Raw genomic sequence first — 18,533 nt, 5'->3', positions numbered from 1 at the left:
TCATGTTAAATTTAAAATGCCGTGCGGCGAAGAGCCTTTTGATGGTGGCGGTTGCCTCGATAGTTGCGGGATGTGCTGTTCCGCGGGCTGTTCAAACTACCCAGGATCTGTCCAACCAAGGCCATTTGGAAGAGGCTATCAACGTTTTACAGGAAGCGCGAAAAGAGAATCCAGAGGATATGCGACTCGATAGCGCCATGTATAAGCAAGTTGATAAATTGGTGGGGCGTTATTATCAGGAGGCGGAGGAAGCGCTCGCCCAAGATGACGAAAAGACCGCCCTTGAGCGACTTGAAACAGTCCTGAAATACGACAGCGGCAACATGCGGGCGCGTCAGGCGATCGGGCAGATTGGTAGCCGTAAACATTTACGGGAATCGATGGCTGAAGCGCGTGTGATTGCTGAAAGCCGACCGGAAGACGCGCTTCAGCTGATTTGGAAAGTGCTGGAAGAACATCCTGGCCGCACCGATGCGATCAAGCTGCGCGATACTCTGATGCGCCGCGTTGCCGAATCGAAAACACTGTCGCCAACGCTTGATGCATCGCTGCAAAAACCGGTGTCGTTGACGTTTCGCTCGCATAATCTGATGAGCATTTTCGATACGATTTCAAAACTTGCCGGGGTTAATTTCATTTTTGATGCCGACGTATCAAAGTCCGCGGTGGCGAGTATTTCAGCCAAAAAAACCACAGCCGAAGACGCTATCAACTTGTTGCTCGCGACAAATCGCTTACGCAAGAAAGTCCTGAATCACAACACATTGTTGATTTATCCAGCGAGCGGGAGCAAGGACAAAGAGTATCGGGACATGGCAGTGAAGACCTTCTTTTTGAGCCATGCCAATGCAAAATCGGTTAGCAGTGCCCTGAAAATGACACTAAAAACCAGAGACATTTATGTTGACGAGCGCATTAACGCCATTGTTGTCCGCGATGCTCCGGAAACGTTGGAACTGGCGAGTCGTTTGGTCCAGGCACTTGATCGCCCGGAGGCTGAAGTGACGTTAGATGTTCAGGTCCTTGAAATCAGTAGTAACGATCTGCTCAATCTGGGAGTTCAATACCCCGGTTCCGTCGGTGTCGGGATTAACGGCGGGGTTGACGGAAGTAGTCAGATTCCGTTGAACTTATTGTCTGGCTTAACCAAAAACAATCTGTTTGTGGACCTTGGCGGCAAAAAAGGCGTTACCCTAAATATGCTGCAAAAAGCGACGCACATGCAAGTTTTGGCGAATCCAAAAATTCGTGTCAAGAACGGGAAAAAAGCACAAATAGAGATTGGTCAAAAAATTCCGGTCATTACCAATTTGATGACTGATTCTGGCGCGACTTCAGAAAAAGTTGAGATGTTGGACGTGGGACTGAAATTTGATGTGTTGCCGTCGATTAGTCTGGATGGCGAAATTAGTGTTGACATCGATCTCACTGTGTCCAGCCTGGGTGCCTCAGAAGTCTCACCCAAGGGCGCTAAGTATTATCGTGTCAATCAACGGAAAACCAAAACCACCTTAACGGCAAAAGATAACGAAACACAGATTCTGGCCGGACTGATTAATCGCATTGATGAGGACAATAAATCAGGCTTGCCTGGCCTTAGTCAGTTGCCGTTGCTTGATCGTTTGTTCGGCAATCGAGACGGAAGCAAGTCAAAATCCGAAATTGTGCTGGTGATCACACCGCGCATCGAACGCAAACTTGAGTTGCCGGGTGCCCATGTGACGACCTTCATTTCCGGTACAGAATCGCGTGTGAGCCAGGATAGTCTGGTATTGCGTAACACGGAAGGTGCGCGCTTAACTGCTGGAGGAAGCGCTGGTGGTAATACCTCCTCGGCGGCGCGACATGATAGTCGACCAAGCCACAGAGAAGAGCCTGACGAGAGCGAAGAATTGCCACAACTGGAGCAACCGGCTGACCAGGGAACGCCTGAATCCGCGGTCCCGCCGCCAGTGCGCCAGAATTCGGTTGATGTTGGACAGACGCTCCGAACTCCGCCGCTCTCCGTTGAAAAGACCAAGGGGGCGGCACCGGATGCGCCAACATCAGGCCTGACAAAGGAAGAGCAAAAGATAGGAAAGAACGCCGTACTCGCGGTGTCGAAAGCGTATTTTTCTGCACCTGGCTCTCTGTCCGAAAATAGCGATTCCGCCACGTACCTGGCAACTGGCTCTACGCCCTTGGCACAGGAACCGGTGGTGAAGTCAGCCCTTACCAATACCGAATTAGGAAATAAAACCGTGAGAAGGTCATGATATTCAGGCTAAAACGTCTGAGTATCTCCGGTAGCCCAACCCGCAGAGCGGTCCGACCAAATGGCTTTACTTTGATCGAACTCATGGTTTCGCTAGCCATTCTGGCGTCTCTGGCTGCAGCTTTGTTGCCGATGACGGAATTAATCGCGCGGCGCAGTCAGGAGCAAGCTTTAAAGGAGGGATTGCGTGAAATCCGCAGTGCGATTGACGCCTACAAGCAAGCATCGGACGACGGTGAGATCGCCAAGGTTTTGGGTGCGTCCGGATATCCTCCGGATTTAGAGGTATTGGTGTCCGGGGTCCCGGATAAAAAGAATCTGAATGGTGGCAAGCGCGTTTTTCTAAGAAGATTGCCACGCGATCCGATTTGTAATTGTGCGGATACGGCTGCTGCCGAAACCTGGCAATTGCGCAGTTATGACAGTGCCTTCGATGCACCGCAGGAAGGGGATGATGTGTTTGACGTTATGTCAAAGAATACGAAAGAGGGTCTCAATGGCATTCCATATAACCAATGGTAAAAAAGGATTTACGTTAATAGAGCTGCTGGTGGTAATGGCGATTATTGCCACTTTAATGACACTCGTGGCACCTAAATACTTTAAACAAACCGAGCGTGCCAAAGAAGTTGTGCTGCAACATAACATCCGCGGATTACGCGAAGCGGTCGATCACTATCGGCAAGATCTGGCAGTCGGACCACAGTCCCTAGAAGATCTGGTCAGTCGGCGTTATCTAAAAGAAGTCCCGCTTGACCCGGTTACAGGGCGGCGCGACTCCTGGTTGACGGAGGTGAACGATGATGCTGAAATCAACGAGGTTCGCAGCGGCGCACCCGGAAATTCGCTTGCGGGAGAGGCATATGCAACATGGTAAGCAGCACGGATTTGCCTATCTTTCCGTCCTCATTATTGTCGCAGTGATGAGTATTATGACCTTTAAGCTTTCCGAGGATGTATCGGTTCGCCTCGCTAGGGGAAAGGAAGCTGATCTGCTATTTAATGGCGATCAGGTTGCGCGAGCGATTAGAGGTTATTACGAAAATGGCCCGGTGCGCGGCTGTTATCCGCCTAATCTGGAGGTATTACTTGAAGATCGACGCGATTTTCACGTATTGCGACATTTGCGGAAAATATTTCCCGATCCGATGCATGCCCGGGTCAGCCTTCCGGACGGTAGTCTGGATGCGCAACCCGTCAACGATGGTGGATGGCACCTGATAAAAGAGGAAAGTGGTCGCATCGTTGGCGTTTCAAGTGAAAGTCTGGCAACACCGTTTAAGCAAATAAAATTTGCCGACGGCCGCAAAGAGTTCGAAGGAAAATCGCAATACGCGGATTGGAAATTTATTGCGAAGGGGAGTGCCGTTAAGCCAGCTTCGCCTGGGGCTTGCGGGCAATAGCGCCGTTAAATCTGCCCTGTCCCCGCCTGGTTGCGATCCAATTTCAAGTTGCGGGTCTGATTGTGCAGTGTTTGTTTCTTGGGTGGAACTACGCGCTATAATTAAAATAGTTACGCGGCCTGAATGGCCGATTGCATTTAGCGTATAGCGACGAGAGTGACACATTCCATAGGATAAGCGCATGCATGGTCGACAAGTCAATTTGGTCCTGGCCGACGATCACCCGGTCGTTCTTCTTGGGATAAAGTCGCTGCTACAGGCGCTTCCCGAGGTAAACATCGTCGGTACCGCGGCCAATTCCACTGAACTGTTTGCAATCCTTAACAGCGCACCGGTCGATATAGTATTGACCGACTACGCTATGCCGGGCGGCGCATTCGGCGATGGCATGGAAATGTTGGTCCGACTACAAAGTCGCTTTCCGAAGGTGACATTAGTCGTGTTGACCGTACTGACCAATCCAGCGTTGTTGAGCAAGATTGTTCAGATAGGTGTGCAGGGATTACTCAATAAAGGCAGCGACCTGAACGAAATACCATTAGCGATTAAGCGGGTGGCCGACGGTTACAAATATTTAAGTCGCAGCCTTACTGCCATGCTTGCGGAACAGAGCACGCGCCCCGAAGTCGACAAAATCGCGTTGCTTTCCAAAAAAGAGCTGGAAGTGATCCGCATGTTTCTGGGTGGTATGTCGGTTCAGGCAATCGCCGAACATTTTCGGCGCAGTAGCAAAACCATCAGCAATCAAAAACGGATGGGGATGCAAAAGCTTGCTTGTGCTAACGATGCTGAACTTTTCCAGCTTAACTCCCAAGTCGGGCTGACTAACATCGCGCCGCCTGAAATTGCAAAGTAAATCAGAGAATTCAACAAATCAGATAATCCAAAAAGATAGCGGTCTCGACACTTCGCTGGCTTTGAAAACGCTTCTTAAGCTTCTAATGGGCGACTGACTGAGGTTCGGGCGAAGTCATAGAACGACGGACATCATCAAACAAAGCGCACCAGCCACCAAATACTAGTTAATTATTTAGTTAATATTTTGTCATTTATGCGGCGATCGCGGTGGCGGGCATCTGGCAGCTGATTAGCTGCCAGATAAGGCTGAAATGAAATGCTTGTAAAAAACCAAAAAACCAGAAAAACCAAGCGGCTCCTTAAGTTTGCATATTAAAAAAACAATATCGGATTGGATATCCCCTCTTTTTGGCTGACGCCTGATGTTTTTCTGATACCGCAATGACGTTGAGCTAAATTTGATGAGGCCAACTATGGCATAATTAAGGGCTAATTCGACTGTTTTCACTGTATTTAACGCGTCACGATACGAGATTGATCATGCTAAAAACGCTATACGACAAATTATGGGAATCTCACGTTGTCCATGCTGAACAAGATGGCACCGTCATTCTTTACATTGATCGCCATCTTTTACATGAGGTGACCAGCCCTCAAGCTTTCGATGGACTCAAACTAGCTGGACGGACCCCATGGCGGGTTCCCGCCAATCTTGTTGTGGCCGACCATAACGTGCCTACCACTGACCGTGCGCACGGTATCGTTGATCCGGTATCCCGGTTGCAGGTTGAAACCCTGGATGCAAATGCTAAACAATACGGCCTGACTTACTTCGCCATGAACGATTTGCGCCAGGGGATCGTTCATGTGATCGGACCTGAACAAGGTGCTACGTTGCCCGGTATGACGGTTGTTTGCGGTGATTCGCACACCTCTACGCACGGTGCGTTTGGTTGTCTGGCGCAAGGTATTGGCACGTCCGAGGTTGAGCACGTATTGGCAACCCAGACGTTGTTGACAAAAAAATCCAAATCAATGTTGGTTCAAATTGACGGTGTGATTCCGAATGGCGTCACAGCAAAAGATTTGGTACTCGCTGTCATCGGTCAGATCGGTACCGCTGGCGGAACAGGCTATGCGATTGAATTTGGTGGTTCTGCGATTCGATCATTGTCGATGGAAGGCCGCATGACAGTGTGCAATATGGCGATTGAGGCAGGCGCGCGCGCCGGTATGATCTCCGTTGATGACACCACCATCAACTATGTCAAAGGACGGCCGCTGTCTCCGGTCGGGCCACACTGGGAGCGGGCTGTTAGTTACTGGCGCACGCTGCACTCTGATGCTGGTGCCAAATTCGATATGGTGGTCACGTTAAATGCTGCGGAAATTAAGCCGCAAGTTACCTGGGGTACGTCGCCTGAGATGGTCGTGCCGATCGACGGTCGCGTCCCTGATCCCGACAAAGAAAAAGATCCAACCAAACGCGACGGCATGGAAAAAGCCCTGGCGTATATGGCACTTAAGCCAAATACAGCGATGGAAGACATACGCATTGATAAAGTATTTATCGGTTCGTGCACCAACTCTCGCATTGAAGATTTGCGCGCAGCGGCGGTAGTCGTGCGCGGTAAGTTCCGCGCATCAAATGTGAAGTTGGCGATGGTCGTGCCCGGTTCTGGTCTGGTTAAAGAGCAGGCCGAGCGCGAAGGTCTGGACAAAATTTTCAAAGATGCTGGCTTTGAATGGCGTGAGCCAGGATGCTCAATGTGTCTGGCGATGAATGCTGACCGTCTGGAACCAGGTGAAAGATGCGCATCGACTTCAAACCGCAATTTCGAAGGTCGGCAGGGTAACGGTGGGCGTACCCATCTTGTGAGCCCTGCAATGGCCGCCGCAGCTGGCATCGCAGGTCACTTTGTTGACGTGCGATCACTATAGTTCACATTGCGGACCGGATAGCAAAAACATTACCTTTGCGTTTTAATGTTGAGAATATGAAAAAAATATTTACTGTGTGTCTGGTTGCTGTCGTTACGATCATGGCAGCCGGCTGTAATACATTTCATGGTTTCGGCAAAGATGTCGAACATGTAGGCGAAAAAATGCAAGGCAAGTAATTTCCGGCAAAGTTGCGTGAGTGACCTTATGCGGTATTTTTACTTTGCTTAAGCCTGTGGCCTGAAGCGTTTTATTTTGGAATAATGTGATGAATAAATTTACTGTACTAGATGGCTTGGTGGCGCCGCTGGATCGTGCCAATGTTGATACCGACGCCATCATTCCTAAGCAATTTTTGAAATCGATCTTGCGTACGGGATTTGGACCGAACTTGTTCGACGAGTGGCGTTATCTGAACCACGGCGAGCCAGGTATGGACAATTCAAAGCGCCCACTCAATCCAGATTTCATACTGAACCAGGCGCGCTATCAAGGTGCATCAATTCTTTTGGCGCGTAAGAACTTTGGCTGTGGTTCGTCACGCGAACACGCCCCATGGGCACTGGACCAATATGGTTTTCGCGCTGTTATCGCGCCGAGCTTTGCTGATATTTTCTTTAATAACTGCTACAAAAACGGATTACTCCCGATTGTTTTGCCTGAAACGCAAATTGATCGTCTGTTTGACGAAGTCAAAGCGTTTCCTGGTTATCGCCTGACCATTGATCTCGAAAAACAACTGGTCGCAACGTCGAATGGCAGCGTGACTTATCCATTTGAAGTTGGCGAGTTTCGTAAATATTGCTTGCTAAATGGTCTTGATGACATTGGATTGACACTGCGTCAGGCTGATAAAATTCACGCATTTGAAGAGCGGCATCTGTTTGAGCAGCCGTGGTTATCAAATACGATATGATGCTTTAGTGGCAGCTCGGCGGACGCCGAGGCTACCGGCAGTATGCTTTCAATAAAATTATTCGATGACTTTCGTGTGTCAGGTGCCTCTATTTGTGAGCACGGCGCTGGGCGGAGCCCCAGTTGTGAGTCATTATTTGAACGTTTCTTTGAACTTATCTAATTACAAACATGAAAATTGCAATTTTGCCCGGCGATGGCATCGGCCCTGAAATCGTGGAACAAGCCGTTACCGTTCTAAACGCACTCGGCGAAACCTTTGAGCTCGAGACCGCTGCTGTGGGCGGTGCCGGTTATGCTGCGTATGGTCATCCTTTGCCTGAAGCCACGCTTAAACTGGCCAAAGAAGCCGATGCCATTTTGTTTGGGGCTGTAGGTGATTACCAGTACGACTCCCTTGAACGTTCATTGCGCCCTGAGCAGGCTATTCTGGGCCTGCGTAAAAACCTGGGATTGTTTGCCAATTTGCGTCCAGCGATCTTGTATCCGGAACTGGCCGGCGCTTCAACGCTCAAACCGGAAGTTGTATCGGGTTTAAATATCCTGATCATTCGCGAATTGACCGGTGACATCTACTTTGGTCAGCCACGTGGCGTCCGGACTGCGCCTGATGGTGCGTTTAAAGGCGAGCGCGAAGGGTTTGATACCATGCGCTATGCCGAGACAGAAATTCGTCGGATCGCGCACGTGGCTTTTCAAACTGCGCAAAAACGCGATAAGCGTTTAACCAGTGTCGACAAAGCCAATGTTCTTGAGACCTTCCAATTCTGGCGTGACATCGTGACCGATGTACATCAAGAATATCCAGACGTCGCGCTTGAGCACATGTATGTTGACAATGCAGCGATGCAATTGGTGCGCGCACCAAAAAAATTCGATGTCATCGTGACCGGCAACATGTTTGGAGACATTCTGTCCGATGCCGCTGCGATGCTGACCGGTTCAATCGGGATGCTACCGTCTGCTTCACTTGATGCCAATAATAAAGGTTTGTACGAACCTTCGCACGGTTCTGCGCCGGATATCGCCGGTAAAGGGATTGCCAATCCATTAGCGACCATTTTGTCGGTTGCGATGATGCTGCGTTACTCTTTGAATAAGCCAGAACAGGCTGACCGGGTTGAAGCGGCAGTCAAGAGCGTTCTGGCACAAGGTTTGCGTACTAGTGATATCTACGAAGCGGGCACCACGAAGGTCAGTACAACGGAAATGGGGCAAGCCGTACGTAAGGCTTTAGCTTAAGTTTCATCGATTTCGGTGGCATAACCTATTTTCTGTGTTTTCATTGCAATTTGTATTTTGAGTGTGTTTATTTACGTTACGGGAGTTTCCCGTCTATGTCTTAGGGAATGATGATGAAGCTGGTTGGTTTAGTCGGTTGGCGTGGCATGGTGGGTTCGGTCCTGTTGCAGCGCATGCAGGAAGAGGGCGATTTCGCCCATATTGAGCCGGTATTCTTTTCAACTTCAAATGCCGGTGGCACTGCGCCCGCATTGGCGAAAAATGAAAAAACGTTAAAAGATGCCAATGATATTGAAGCATTAAAAAAATGCGAGATCATTATTACGTGTCAGGGTGGCGATTACACCAGCGAGATTTTTCCGAAGTTGCGTGCCGCCGGATGGAACGGTTACTGGATCGATGCCGCGTCAACCTTGCGTATGAAAGATGAGGCGATCATCGTATTGGACCCCGTCAATCTGGACGTCATTAAAGACGGCTTGACCCGTGGTATCAAAAATTACGTGGGCGGTAACTGCACCGTCTCCTGCATGATGATGGCTCTGGGCGGTTTGTTCCAGCATGACATGATCGAGTGGATGACATCGATGACCTATCAGGCTGCGTCAGGTGGAGGAGCGCAGCACATGCGCGAACTACTGACCCAGTTTGGTGCGATCAATGCAGAAGTCAAATCGTTGCTAGACAATCCTGCCGCTGCAATTCTGGAAATCGATCGAAAAGTATTGGCCCGTCAGCATAGTTTTTCAGCTGACGAAACCAAGCAATTTGGGGTGCCACTCGCTGGCAATCTGATTCCATGGATTGATAAGGATTTGGGTAACGGCATGTCCAAAGAAGAGTGGAAGGCCGGAGCAGAAACCAATAAGATTCTTGGTCGCGGCGAAGGTTTTAGTGCGGGTAAGAAGCCGATACCTGTTGACGGCTTGTGTATCCGCGTTGGTGCTATGCGTTGCCATTCCCAGGCGCTGACTATCAAACTCAAGAAAGATGTCCCACTTGACGAAATTAACGACATCATCGCCAGTAACAACCAATGGGTAAAAGTGGTGGCCAATAATCGTGAAGCTTCAATGCGCGATTTGACACCGGCTGCAGTCACCGGCAGCCTCGTGATTCCAGTTGGTCGCTTGAGGAAACTGGAAATGGGCGGCGAATATCTGTCGGCATTTACGGTTGGGGATCAATTACTATGGGGCGCTGCAGAGCCATTGCGCCGCATGCTGCGCATTGTGCTGGATGCCTAAGTGTTTATTGGTCTGAATAAGGCGGGGAAAACGTCCGCTTTTTTGATTCCTTTCTGAGGAACCTTGAAAGCGGATGAAGACATTTGTTGTATGTGATTTATAAAACGTTCTGTGTAGCACCGTTTAGTGCGGCTTAAGATTCAGTCCGTAGATATCTGATTGATACATGTTTACGGCGCGACCTATTTCCTGGATCAGCTTCGCTTGATTGATTAAGCGGGGTTCATGTTTTGAAACTTTGGGAATAACATTGATAAAACGCAAGATTTGTCTTTCAACTTACGCCAACGGAACGTCTTCCATGTCACAAAACAAAAATTTACATTCATCGAACAAATTGATGTCTGCCGGTTTGAAGACAATCACGTCAGCAGTGATGACTTCCATGGTGATAATGGCTGGAGCGCACGCCGCCGGTTTCGGAAAATTAACGATCTTATCGTCGTTAGGCCAACCGCTCCGGGCTGAAATCGAACTAGTTTCGGTCGCCAGGGATGAGGAATCACAACTAGTTGCGAAACTCGCGTCCGTGGATGCTTACAAACAGGCAAATATTGAGTTTAATCCGGCTTTGTTGTCATTGCAATTTTCGATAGACCAGCGTGGTTCCCGAAAGTTTGTACGGGTTACCTCTACCCAACCGATCAACGAGCCATTTGTGGCTGTATTAATGGAGCTCGGCGGCACCAAGACCCGCGTTTTGCGTGAGTATAATGTCTTGCTGGATCCTGCCACCTCTCTGGTGCCGCAAAGTCCTCAGGTGACTGCGCCAATGCGCAAACCACCATCAGCAGTTTCTGCGATAGCATCGGCGCCTTCCGCGGGGGATGCCACAGCGTTTTTACCTGGCGCCCGAAATGACCGATCGTTCCCGCGTTACACTGAGAAAAAAACCAGTCAAGCTGAACGAGGCGAGCGCCGCTCAACTAAAACAGCGAATGCTGTAGCCACAAGCGATAAATTAGCTGCCACAGACTACCGTGTGAAGAAGGGCGATACCCTTTATCAAATAGCGGGCAATAATTTGCCGAGCGGCATTTCGATTGATCAAATGTTGGTTGCCTTGTATCGCGGCAATCAAAACGCTTTTACTAATAAAAATATCAACCGTTTGCGCAGCGGCCAGATTCTCTCGATTCCCGATGCAGACAAAGCCCGTTCCGTGTCCGCATCGGAAGCAAAAACGGTGATTCTGGCTATTTCCAAAGACTTCAATGGATATCGCAACACGCTGGCCGGTCAATTGGCAACGGCCGCGCCGCGTGACGGAGATGAGGCAAAACAAAGCGGCGGCGGTAAAATTACCACTAAGGTTGAAGAATCAGCCAACCCTGCCAATGACGCCAAAGACAAACTGAAATTATCACGTGCCGGTGGTGCCGCCAAAGCAGATGCCAAGTCAGTTGCTGCTACTGAAGAACAAGTGGCCGGTGAAAGAGCGCGCGTTGAGGCCGATGAACGCGTCAAGTTATTAGAAAAAAATATTAATGATTTACAAAAAGTTCTCGATCAAAAAAGTAAAAATCTAGACGCACTGCAAAAGCAAGCGGATAGTAGTGGCAAAGCTTCGGCTGTTGCGCCTGTTGCGCCTGCTGCCCCAGCGACGGCTGTCGCTCTGGCACCGGGAGCGACCGGGACGACGCCCACATCCTCAGTAGCGTCCTCGGCATTACCGGTAACGACAGCCGGCGTTCCTGTTGCAGCTGGAAGTGCGCTTAATGCCGCCTCAGTGGAAACTCCTGTGCCAGCGTCACCTGAAGCTATGATAGCTAAGGCTACGACACCCCCTGTACCGGCTTCATCCAGCCAGGCGGTAAAACTAGCAGGACAAGCACCGATTGCGGCTCCAGTCGCTCAAAGCGGCGTATTGAGTGACCTGGCCGATAATCCTTTGTTATTGCCAGGGGCTGGAATATTGGCATTGTTACTTGCCGCTCTTGGTATCAATAAATTACGTCGGAAGAAAAGACAAGGATTTTTGTCTGATGGCGGAAAGTCCCGAAGTGTTTTCGGTTCAAAGACCAATTCACTACAGGGAGTTACGGGCGCGCAAAGTGCCGAAAAAAATAGTGCTTTCAATACCTACTTTGAACCGTCGGTGAGTAGTCTCGATACCAACGTTGACCCGGTTGCCGAGGCTGATGTCTATATCGCTTACGGACGCGATGTACAGGCCGAAGAGATTCTAAAAGAAGCGTTGCGCAATCAACCGTCTCGCAATGCAATTCGTGTGAAACTGTTGGAGATTTATGCCGCACGTAAAGATGATCGGGCTTTTGAAGCAACGGCGCGTGAACTTTATAGCCTAACCGCGGGCGCAGGCGAAGACTGGCAACAAGCAGCGGCGTTAGGATCGATGATTGATCCTTCTAATCCCTTGTATGGACGCGGGCATTTGCCAGAAACCATCGTCGCGAAAGCGGCATCCCATGCTGTGCCGATGCCGATGCCGATGCCGATGCCGATGCCGGTGACGGGACTTGACGCCGATGTGGTACCGGGCTCCGTCGAATTTTTGCACGCGCAAGAACGCCCGCTGGAGGTAGAAGACGTTGCAATGCCAATTCTATCCACTCCGATAGAAACCACGTTACCGCCTTTAAAGGTAGCGTCGCCTGCGGTTGTCAGGCCCGATATGGATTTTGACTTCGATTTTACCCCGGTAAAAAGTCCCGTGGCGCAACCCAGGCCAGCGATGATGCCGATTCCAGAATCCGCAAAAAACCTGATGGAATCGCTTGATTTTGACCTCGATCATCAATCACCGGCTGCCGTGGATTTCAGTGCCCCGGGTTCTCCTGTCCAAACTGTAACACCGCATAAATACACGCCAGCAGAACCAATTGAGGAAAATTTCGAAGGCGTTCCCACGTTACTGGTGCCCGTTACTCATCCTTCAACAGTTTCGCCAGCATTAGCGGTTGCCCCTCTGGATTTCGAATTTGCAGGGATGAACCTTGATCTCGATAACCTCGACGACAAGCGGGGTTCGCCCCAAACAACGCACCATTCTTTGGGCGGTGCTAATCCTGAAATGACAACCAAGCTCGATCTCGCGGTCGCTTATCAGGAAATCGGCGACGATGAAGGCGCCCGCGAATTACTGGAAGAGGTACTAAAAGGCGGCGACGTCGCGCAAATAGCCACCGCAAAAACGTTGTTGGGCAAACTGGCGTAAAAATGATGGCCGGCATTTTTATGTAAGTGTCGGCAACATTTGGCAAATAACGGGCGCAGCGTTATGCTGACGCCCGTTTGTATTTGATCGCAGCGCTTGTGAGATGACGGATTTGTCGCCAGGTTGGCTGGAGATTAATTAGCAATATTAGTTAGCAATATTAATTAGCAATATTAGTTGGCAATCTTAGCTGGCAATCTTAGTTGGCCATATTAACTGGCATTTTTATTCAGTGGAGTAGGTGTGAAGCGAATCGTTCTCGGGGTCCAATATGACGGTACTCCCTGGCAAGGATGGCAGACTCAGCCTGACGGGAAGACCGTTCAGGACCGATTAGAGTTCGCCTTGCAAAAATTCACTCAGGGGAAAGTGTCGACGATTTGCGCGGGACGCACCGATTCCGGCGTGCATGCGCTAGAACAGGTGGTCCATTTTGATACGCCGTTGGCGCGTGACACATCAAGTTGGGTACGCGGACTAAACGCCTTTTTACCCACCTCCATCGCAGTACGTTGGGCTTGCGAGGTGCCCCACGCGGAAGTCTCTGCGCACGTGGATGGAGATCAGCAATTTCATGCACGCTTTAGCGCAACTGCGCGCACTTATAACTATCTTCTATACAACAGTCCAGTCCGGTCTCCCTTATTGGTGAACAAGGCAGGATGGGCGTTCCGTCCGTTGGATCTCGCGTTGATGCAAAAGGCCGCTCGGCACTTTGTCGGTACGCACGACTTTTCCGCTTTCCGGGCTATTGAATGTCAGGCCCGTTCCCCGGTGCGATCCATGTATGAAGTCGATATCGCACGCAGCGGTGAATTGATCGTGTTTACCTTACGCGCTAATGCTTTTCTGCATCATATGGTGCGCAATATGATTGGTTCCTTAGTCTTTGTGGGTATCGGAAAGCAACCGCCTGATTGGATCGCGGATCTACTTTTGCAAAAAGATCGAAGCCGCGCGGCGCCGACTTTTATGCCGGATGGCTTATATCTGGCAAAGGTGGAATACGGCGAAAAATGGAATTTGCCACAACAACAAAGTAAAATATTACCTTGGCTGTGATTGCTTCCGGTCGTAATAAGCCATTTTTTAAGAACGTAGCCGAACCCTAAAACAGAAAACGCTCTATGATAATGGTCTTGTCTGCGTCCTTCATCAGAAGCAAGCGGCCCCCTTACTTATCCTATTGTTATCTAACCATATGATCCAGCGTACCCGAATCAAAATCTGTGGTTTGACACGTGAACAAGACGTTGCGGCAGCGGTAGCGGCTGGCGCAGATGCTATCGGCTTTGTTTTTTATGCTAAAAGCCCACGGGCCGTCTCACCCGAGCGGGCGGCCCAGCTGATTGCTACGCTTCCGCCTTTTGTGACTGCAGTAGGCTTGTTCGTCAATGCAACTGCTGATGAAATTGCCGCAACGCTTGCCGTCGCTCCATTATCTTTACTGCAATTTCATGGCGACGAATCGGTTTCGGACTGCAATGAAGCAGCCAATCGCGTGAATCGACCTTTTATTCGTGCCATGCGGGTGGGCCTCACAACGGTCGCGGCCGATTTGATAGAGTACAATCACGGATATCGAACTAATAGTCGGCTCTTCGCCGGTTTATTGCTCGATACCTTTGTAGATGGTTATGGCGGCAGCGGAAAGGTTTTTGATTGGTCTCTCATTCCAAAAGAACTCGCGCCTCAGGTCGTTTTAAGTGGTGGCTTGAGCGTACAAAACGCGACTGACGCGGTGGTACGCGTACGCCCTTTTGCCGTCGACATCAGCAGTGGTGTCGAGCAGGAAAAGGGCATAAAAGATCCTGTCAGGATTCGTGCCTTTATTGAAGCCGTACGTCAAGCGGATGCAGTCTGACTAAATTTCGTTCGTCGCCGCCAGTCGTCGGTGGGCGAGTTTAGTTTGTTCAAGACGGTTGGTGTTCCTACTTGCCAGCTTCGCGTCCAGCGTTCGCTACGGCTTCTGACACGCGCTTTGACAATTTTATTGATAGCGCAGGTTCTTTCGCATACGTCATATTGGCTGTTGCGGACAGAAATCCTTCAATAAAAGTTAATCGGCAGCCAATTAGCCATTTTCAGAGAGAATTAAATATGAAAGAATTAAACCCGCTTGCGCATTATGCCGAGCGTCAACCCCAAGCTACCGCCACTTTGCAACAATCCGCACATTACAATTTGCCGGATGCAAAAGGCCATTTTGGTATGTATGGCGGAAGCTTCGTCTCAGAAACCCTGACGCTAGCCCTCAAAGAGCTGACTGAAGCGTACGCGCATTACCAGCATCAACCGGAGTTCGTCGCTGAATACGAGAGCGAGCTAAAGCATTTTGTAGGTCGTCCTAGCCCGATATACCACGCCAAGCGCTGGTCCGAGCAGATGGGCGGTGCACAAATTTACTTCAAGCGTGAGGACTTGAACCATACCGGTGCCCACAAAATTAATAATGTGATCGGGCAAGCTTTGCTGGCCAAACGCATGGGGAAACCACGCGTCATTGCCGAAACAGGAGCCGGCCAGCATGGCGTGGCAACGGCGACGATCTGTGCGCGTTTCGGTCTGGAATGTGTAGTTTATATGGGCAGCGAGGACGTCAAGCGGCAGAAGCAAAATGTCTATCGGATGAATCTGCTCGGCGCGACTGTCGTACCCGTTGAGTCGGGATCAAAGACCCTGAAAGATGCGCTTAATGAGGCGATGCGGGATTGGGTGACCAATGTCGAGAATACTTTTTATATCATCGGAACCGTTGCGGGGCCGCATCCTTACCCGATGATGGTCCGTGATTTTCAGGCGGTGATTGGCGACGAGTGTTTAACGCAAATGCCGGAAATGACTGGCCGACAACCTGATTATGTCGTTGCATGCGTCGGCGGCGGATCCAATGCGATGGGTATTTTTTACCCCTACATCGACCATCATGATGTACGTTTGGTCGGTGTTGAGGCTGCCGGTGAGGGCCTGGCAAGCGGCAAGCACTCAGCCTCCCTGACCGCAGGTTCGCCAGGCGTTTTGCACGGCAACCGTACCTACTTGTTGCAGGACGAAAATGGGCAGGTTATTGAAACTCACTCGGTGTCGGCAGGTCTGGATTATCCTGGCGTCGGTCCTGAGCACGCGTGGTTGAAGGATTGCGGCCGCGCAACCTATGAAACGATCACCGACGATGAAGCCTTGGATGCATTTCATACCTGTTGTCTGATTGAAGGAATTATTCCCGCTCTGGAATCGAGTCATGCGCTGGCTTATGCGGCTAAACTGGCCGCCACACTGCCGAAAGATAAAATCATTCTGGCCAATTTGTCTGGTCGCGGTGACAAAGACATGCATACGGTCGCTGAGCGTTTGAAGTCGGAAAAACATTAAAAAAGCCACCAATGGCAAAAACCATTGGTGGTCTCCCGCTGCCTGTCGTGATCATGATCATTATTTGTGTCAATCGTACGAATAGATTGTTATCACGCTTCAAAACTGGCTTCGAATAACGCGTTAGGCCGGTTTGTTACTATGCTTAACCAATAGACCAAGAATATTTTATTAAGACAACTATGTCACGAATTCAGACCACGTTCGCCGCACTGGCCGCAAATAACAAAAAAGGCCTTATCCCGTTTATTACTGCAGGAGATCCGCATCCTGAATTGACCGTCCCGTTGATGCACGCCCTGGTGGCTGGTGGTGCTGATATTCTTGAACTTGGCGTCCCGTTCTCTGATCCGATGGCTGAAGGTCCAGTTATCCAGCGCGCCTGCGAACGCGCACTCAAATTTAATGTCAGCTTACAGGACGTGTTAGGTTACGTGCGGGAATTCCGCCATACCAACACTGACACGCCAGTGGTTTTAATGGGTTACGCCAATCCGTTAGAACGGATGGGTGTGGACGCTTTTATCAGTGCTGCGAAAGAGGCGGGCATTGACGGCACCATTGTGGTGGATTATCCGCCAGAAGAATGCGAAGATTTTGCACAAAAAATGCGGCTCAACGGCATGGACCCTATTTTTTTGCTGGCGCCGACTTCTACTGAGGAACGCATCAAGCAGGTCGCCAACGTAGGCGGCGGTTTCGCCTATTACGTGTCTCTAAAAGGGGTTACCGGTGCGGCCAATATCGATATCGAAGAAGTCACGAAGCGTATCGCAGCCATTCGAAAGCATGTCAATCTGCCAATTGGGGTCGGTTTTGGGATTCGGGATGCTGCCACCGCCAGGGCCGTAGCCCAAGTGGCGGATGCGGTTGTCATCGGTAGCCGGATTATTCAGGAATTGGAAAATACACCACGTGAGCACGCCGTTGCAGCGGTACGCACCTTTATCAGCGGCATACGTAAAGCATTAGACGAATAATCGCAATCGCACGGAGCCTCGCTTAAAGGGCATGGCTTCCGCCGGGCAGTTCGGGGATGCGCGGCCCGGCGAAGAACTGCGAATGTACAATAAGTGTCAATGTATCCATACGACAAAGAAGTGGCGATATACTATCGCCGTTTTTTGGTTGAAGGTACAATTCGGCAAGTAAAAAATATGAAGGAGGTCGCTCTATGAGTTGGCTTGAAAAACTACTCCCGCCCCGTATCCAGCGCAGCGACTCGGCAACACGCAAATCGATTCCCGAAGGACTGTGGGTTAAATGCCCGTCCTGTGAAGCGGTGTTGTATCGAACTGATCTGGAATCAAACATACATGTTTGCCCAAAATGTAGTCATCACCTGCGAATTCGCGCGCGCGACCGTCTTGACGCGCTGCTGGATGCAGGCGGTCGTTATGAAATCGGTCAGGAAACATTGCCGATTGATACGCTTAAATTCAAAGATAGCAAAAAATACCCTGACCGCCTGAAAGCGGCTATGGAAGCTACCGGTGAAACGGACGCGCTGATCGTTCTGGGCGGTGCCATCATGACATTGCCGGTTGTGGTCGCCTGCTTCGAGTTTGAATTTATGGGCGGGTCGATGGGCTCTGTTGTCGGTGAGCGGTTTGTTCGCGGTGCCCAAGCGGCGCTAGAACAAAAGGTGCCCTTCATCTGTATAACGGCAACTGGAGGAGCACGCATGCAGGAAGGTTTGTTGTCGTTATTGCAAATGGCAAAAACCACGGCAATGCTGACTAAGCTCTCGGAAAAGAAGTTGCCGTTTATTAGCGTCCTGACTGATCCGACCATGGGCGGCGTGTCCGCTTCATTTGCGTTTATGGGCGACGTAGTGATCGCTGAACCGAAAGCGCTGATTGGTTTCGCGGGTCCTCGCGTGATTGAAAACACGGTGCGCGAAAAACTGCCTGAGGGATTCCAGCGGGCAGAGTTTCTGGTCACCAAAGGCGCAGTAGACATGATTGTTGATCGCCGCAAGATGCGTGAAGAGATTGCGCGCCTGTTAGCCTTATTGCAAAATCAACCGGCCGAAACGCTTGCCTGATATTGATGGTCCTCACCACGCTCACTTCAGCGGTGCGGATAGCCCAACGCCGTTGAGGCGATTTGCGTAAGATCGAGAAATTTGCGCGACCATGATTGCCAAAAACCCGATAGCCCGAAGCGCTTGCTGTTCGGGC

Annotated in this window: 16 protein-coding genes; all 16 read left to right on the top strand. The window is 50.3% G+C overall.

All coding sequences use genetic code 11. The features are described 5' to 3' along the window. Positions 1 to 2: 2 nt before the first annotated feature. The 16 genes from JQN73_RS21315 to accD all read left to right on the top strand — a co-directional run bounded on the left by JQN73_RS21315 (position 3) and on the right by accD (position 18,397). Positions 3 to 2,255 (top strand): secretin N-terminal domain-containing protein, encoded by a 2,253-nt coding sequence (locus tag JQN73_RS21315; RefSeq protein ID WP_205320907.1) that lies wholly within the window; start codon positions 3 to 5, stop codon positions 2,253 to 2,255. Beyond that, positions 2,252 to 2,776, top strand: a complete 525-nt coding sequence (locus JQN73_RS21310; RefSeq protein WP_205320906.1) for a type II secretion system protein — start codon at positions 2,252 to 2,254, stop codon at positions 2,774 to 2,776. Before JQN73_RS21315 ends, JQN73_RS21310 begins: the two co-directional genes overlap by 4 nt. Beyond that, complete coding sequence (locus tag JQN73_RS21305; protein WP_205320905.1) at positions 2,751 to 3,131, top strand: type II secretion system protein; 381 nt, start codon at positions 2,751 to 2,753, stop codon at positions 3,129 to 3,131. The genes JQN73_RS21310 and JQN73_RS21305 overlap by 26 nt, the downstream gene beginning before the upstream one ends. Beyond that, complete coding sequence (locus JQN73_RS21300) at positions 3,118 to 3,657, top strand: hypothetical protein (RefSeq protein WP_205320904.1); 540 nt, start codon at positions 3,118 to 3,120, stop codon at positions 3,655 to 3,657. Before JQN73_RS21305 ends, JQN73_RS21300 begins: the two co-directional genes overlap by 14 nt. 181 nt (positions 3,658 to 3,838) lie before the next feature. Next, entirely contained in the window at positions 3,839 to 4,513 is a 675-nt protein-coding gene (locus tag JQN73_RS21295; protein WP_205320903.1) for a response regulator transcription factor, read from the top strand. Between the two features lie 482 nt (positions 4,514 to 4,995). Further along, complete coding sequence (leuC, locus tag JQN73_RS21290; RefSeq protein ID WP_205320902.1) at positions 4,996 to 6,396, top strand: 3-isopropylmalate dehydratase large subunit; 1,401 nt, start codon at positions 4,996 to 4,998, stop codon at positions 6,394 to 6,396. Positions 6,397 to 6,452: 56 nt separating this feature from the next. Continuing rightward, positions 6,453 to 6,575 carry an entericidin A/B family lipoprotein gene (locus JQN73_RS21285; protein ID WP_205320901.1) on the top strand — a complete coding sequence of 41 codons (123 nt, stop codon included), beginning with the start codon at positions 6,453 to 6,455 and terminating at the stop codon, positions 6,573 to 6,575. 89 nt (positions 6,576 to 6,664) lie between these two features. Further along, entirely contained in the window at positions 6,665 to 7,312 is a 648-nt protein-coding gene (leuD, locus tag JQN73_RS21280) for a 3-isopropylmalate dehydratase small subunit (RefSeq protein ID WP_205320900.1), read from the top strand. A 170-nt stretch (positions 7,313 to 7,482) separates the two neighbouring features. Continuing rightward, entirely contained in the window at positions 7,483 to 8,553 is a 1,071-nt protein-coding gene (gene leuB, locus JQN73_RS21275) for a 3-isopropylmalate dehydrogenase (RefSeq protein ID WP_205320899.1), read from the top strand. 113 nt (positions 8,554 to 8,666) lie between these two features. Continuing rightward, positions 8,667 to 9,800 carry an aspartate-semialdehyde dehydrogenase gene (gene asd / locus JQN73_RS21270; RefSeq protein WP_205323511.1) on the top strand — a complete coding sequence of 378 codons (1,134 nt, stop codon included), beginning with the start codon at positions 8,667 to 8,669 and terminating at the stop codon, positions 9,798 to 9,800. A gap of 301 nt (positions 9,801 to 10,101) precedes the next feature. Beyond that, positions 10,102 to 12,978 (top strand): FimV/HubP family polar landmark protein, encoded by a 2,877-nt coding sequence (locus JQN73_RS21265; RefSeq protein ID WP_240162353.1) that lies wholly within the window; start codon positions 10,102 to 10,104, stop codon positions 12,976 to 12,978. A gap of 243 nt (positions 12,979 to 13,221) precedes the next feature. Next, positions 13,222 to 14,040, top strand: coding sequence for a tRNA pseudouridine(38-40) synthase TruA (truA, locus tag JQN73_RS21260; RefSeq protein WP_240162352.1), 819 nt, complete (start codon positions 13,222 to 13,224; stop codon positions 14,038 to 14,040). A gap of 139 nt (positions 14,041 to 14,179) precedes the next feature. After that, complete coding sequence (locus tag JQN73_RS21255) at positions 14,180 to 14,842, top strand: phosphoribosylanthranilate isomerase (RefSeq protein ID WP_205320898.1); 663 nt, start codon at positions 14,180 to 14,182, stop codon at positions 14,840 to 14,842. A 236-nt stretch (positions 14,843 to 15,078) separates the two neighbouring features. Further along, positions 15,079 to 16,350: a tryptophan synthase subunit beta gene (gene trpB, locus JQN73_RS21250; RefSeq protein ID WP_205320897.1), complete on the top strand. Its 1,272-nt coding sequence runs from the start codon at positions 15,079 to 15,081 to the stop codon at positions 16,348 to 16,350. A 182-nt stretch (positions 16,351 to 16,532) separates the two neighbouring features. Then, positions 16,533 to 17,330, top strand: coding sequence for a tryptophan synthase subunit alpha (trpA, locus tag JQN73_RS21245; protein ID WP_205320896.1), 798 nt, complete (start codon positions 16,533 to 16,535; stop codon positions 17,328 to 17,330). Positions 17,331 to 17,524: 194 nt separating this feature from the next. Further along, positions 17,525 to 18,397, top strand: coding sequence for an acetyl-CoA carboxylase, carboxyltransferase subunit beta (gene accD / locus JQN73_RS21240; RefSeq protein ID WP_205320895.1), 873 nt, complete (start codon positions 17,525 to 17,527; stop codon positions 18,395 to 18,397). Positions 18,398 to 18,533 lie beyond the last annotated feature (136 nt).

Source organism: Glaciimonas sp. PAMC28666, assembly GCF_016917355.1.
GTDB lineage: Bacteria > Pseudomonadota > Gammaproteobacteria > Burkholderiales > Burkholderiaceae_D > Glaciimonas.
Note: the sequence above shows the minus strand (reverse complement) of the source record. Positions and strands in the feature narration are given on the sequence as shown.

Coding starts and splice junctions, on each gene's coding strand:
- JQN73_RS21265 (WP_240162353.1), top strand. CDS start 10,102: ATGTCACAAAACAAAAATTTACATTCATCGAACAAATTGATGTCTGCC.
- JQN73_RS21310 (WP_205320906.1), top strand. CDS start 2,252: ATGATATTCAGGCTAAAACGTCTGAGTATCTCCGGTAGCCCAACCCGC.
- leuC (WP_205320902.1), top strand. CDS start 4,996: ATGCTAAAAACGCTATACGACAAATTATGGGAATCTCACGTTGTCCAT.
- leuB (WP_205320899.1), top strand. CDS start 7,483: ATGAAAATTGCAATTTTGCCCGGCGATGGCATCGGCCCTGAAATCGTG.
- asd (WP_205323511.1), top strand. CDS start 8,667: ATGAAGCTGGTTGGTTTAGTCGGTTGGCGTGGCATGGTGGGTTCGGTC.
- JQN73_RS21255 (WP_205320898.1), top strand. CDS start 14,180: ATGATCCAGCGTACCCGAATCAAAATCTGTGGTTTGACACGTGAACAA.
- JQN73_RS21295 (WP_205320903.1), top strand. CDS start 3,839: ATGCATGGTCGACAAGTCAATTTGGTCCTGGCCGACGATCACCCGGTC.
- trpA (WP_205320896.1), top strand. CDS start 16,533: ATGTCACGAATTCAGACCACGTTCGCCGCACTGGCCGCAAATAACAAA.
- trpB (WP_205320897.1), top strand. CDS start 15,079: ATGAAAGAATTAAACCCGCTTGCGCATTATGCCGAGCGTCAACCCCAA.
- JQN73_RS21300 (WP_205320904.1), top strand. CDS start 3,118: ATGCAACATGGTAAGCAGCACGGATTTGCCTATCTTTCCGTCCTCATT.
- leuD (WP_205320900.1), top strand. CDS start 6,665: ATGAATAAATTTACTGTACTAGATGGCTTGGTGGCGCCGCTGGATCGT.
- accD (WP_205320895.1), top strand. CDS start 17,525: ATGAGTTGGCTTGAAAAACTACTCCCGCCCCGTATCCAGCGCAGCGAC.
- JQN73_RS21285 (WP_205320901.1), top strand. CDS start 6,453: ATGAAAAAAATATTTACTGTGTGTCTGGTTGCTGTCGTTACGATCATG.
- JQN73_RS21315 (WP_205320907.1), top strand. CDS start 3: ATGTTAAATTTAAAATGCCGTGCGGCGAAGAGCCTTTTGATGGTGGCG.
- JQN73_RS21305 (WP_205320905.1), top strand. CDS start 2,751: ATGGCATTCCATATAACCAATGGTAAAAAAGGATTTACGTTAATAGAG.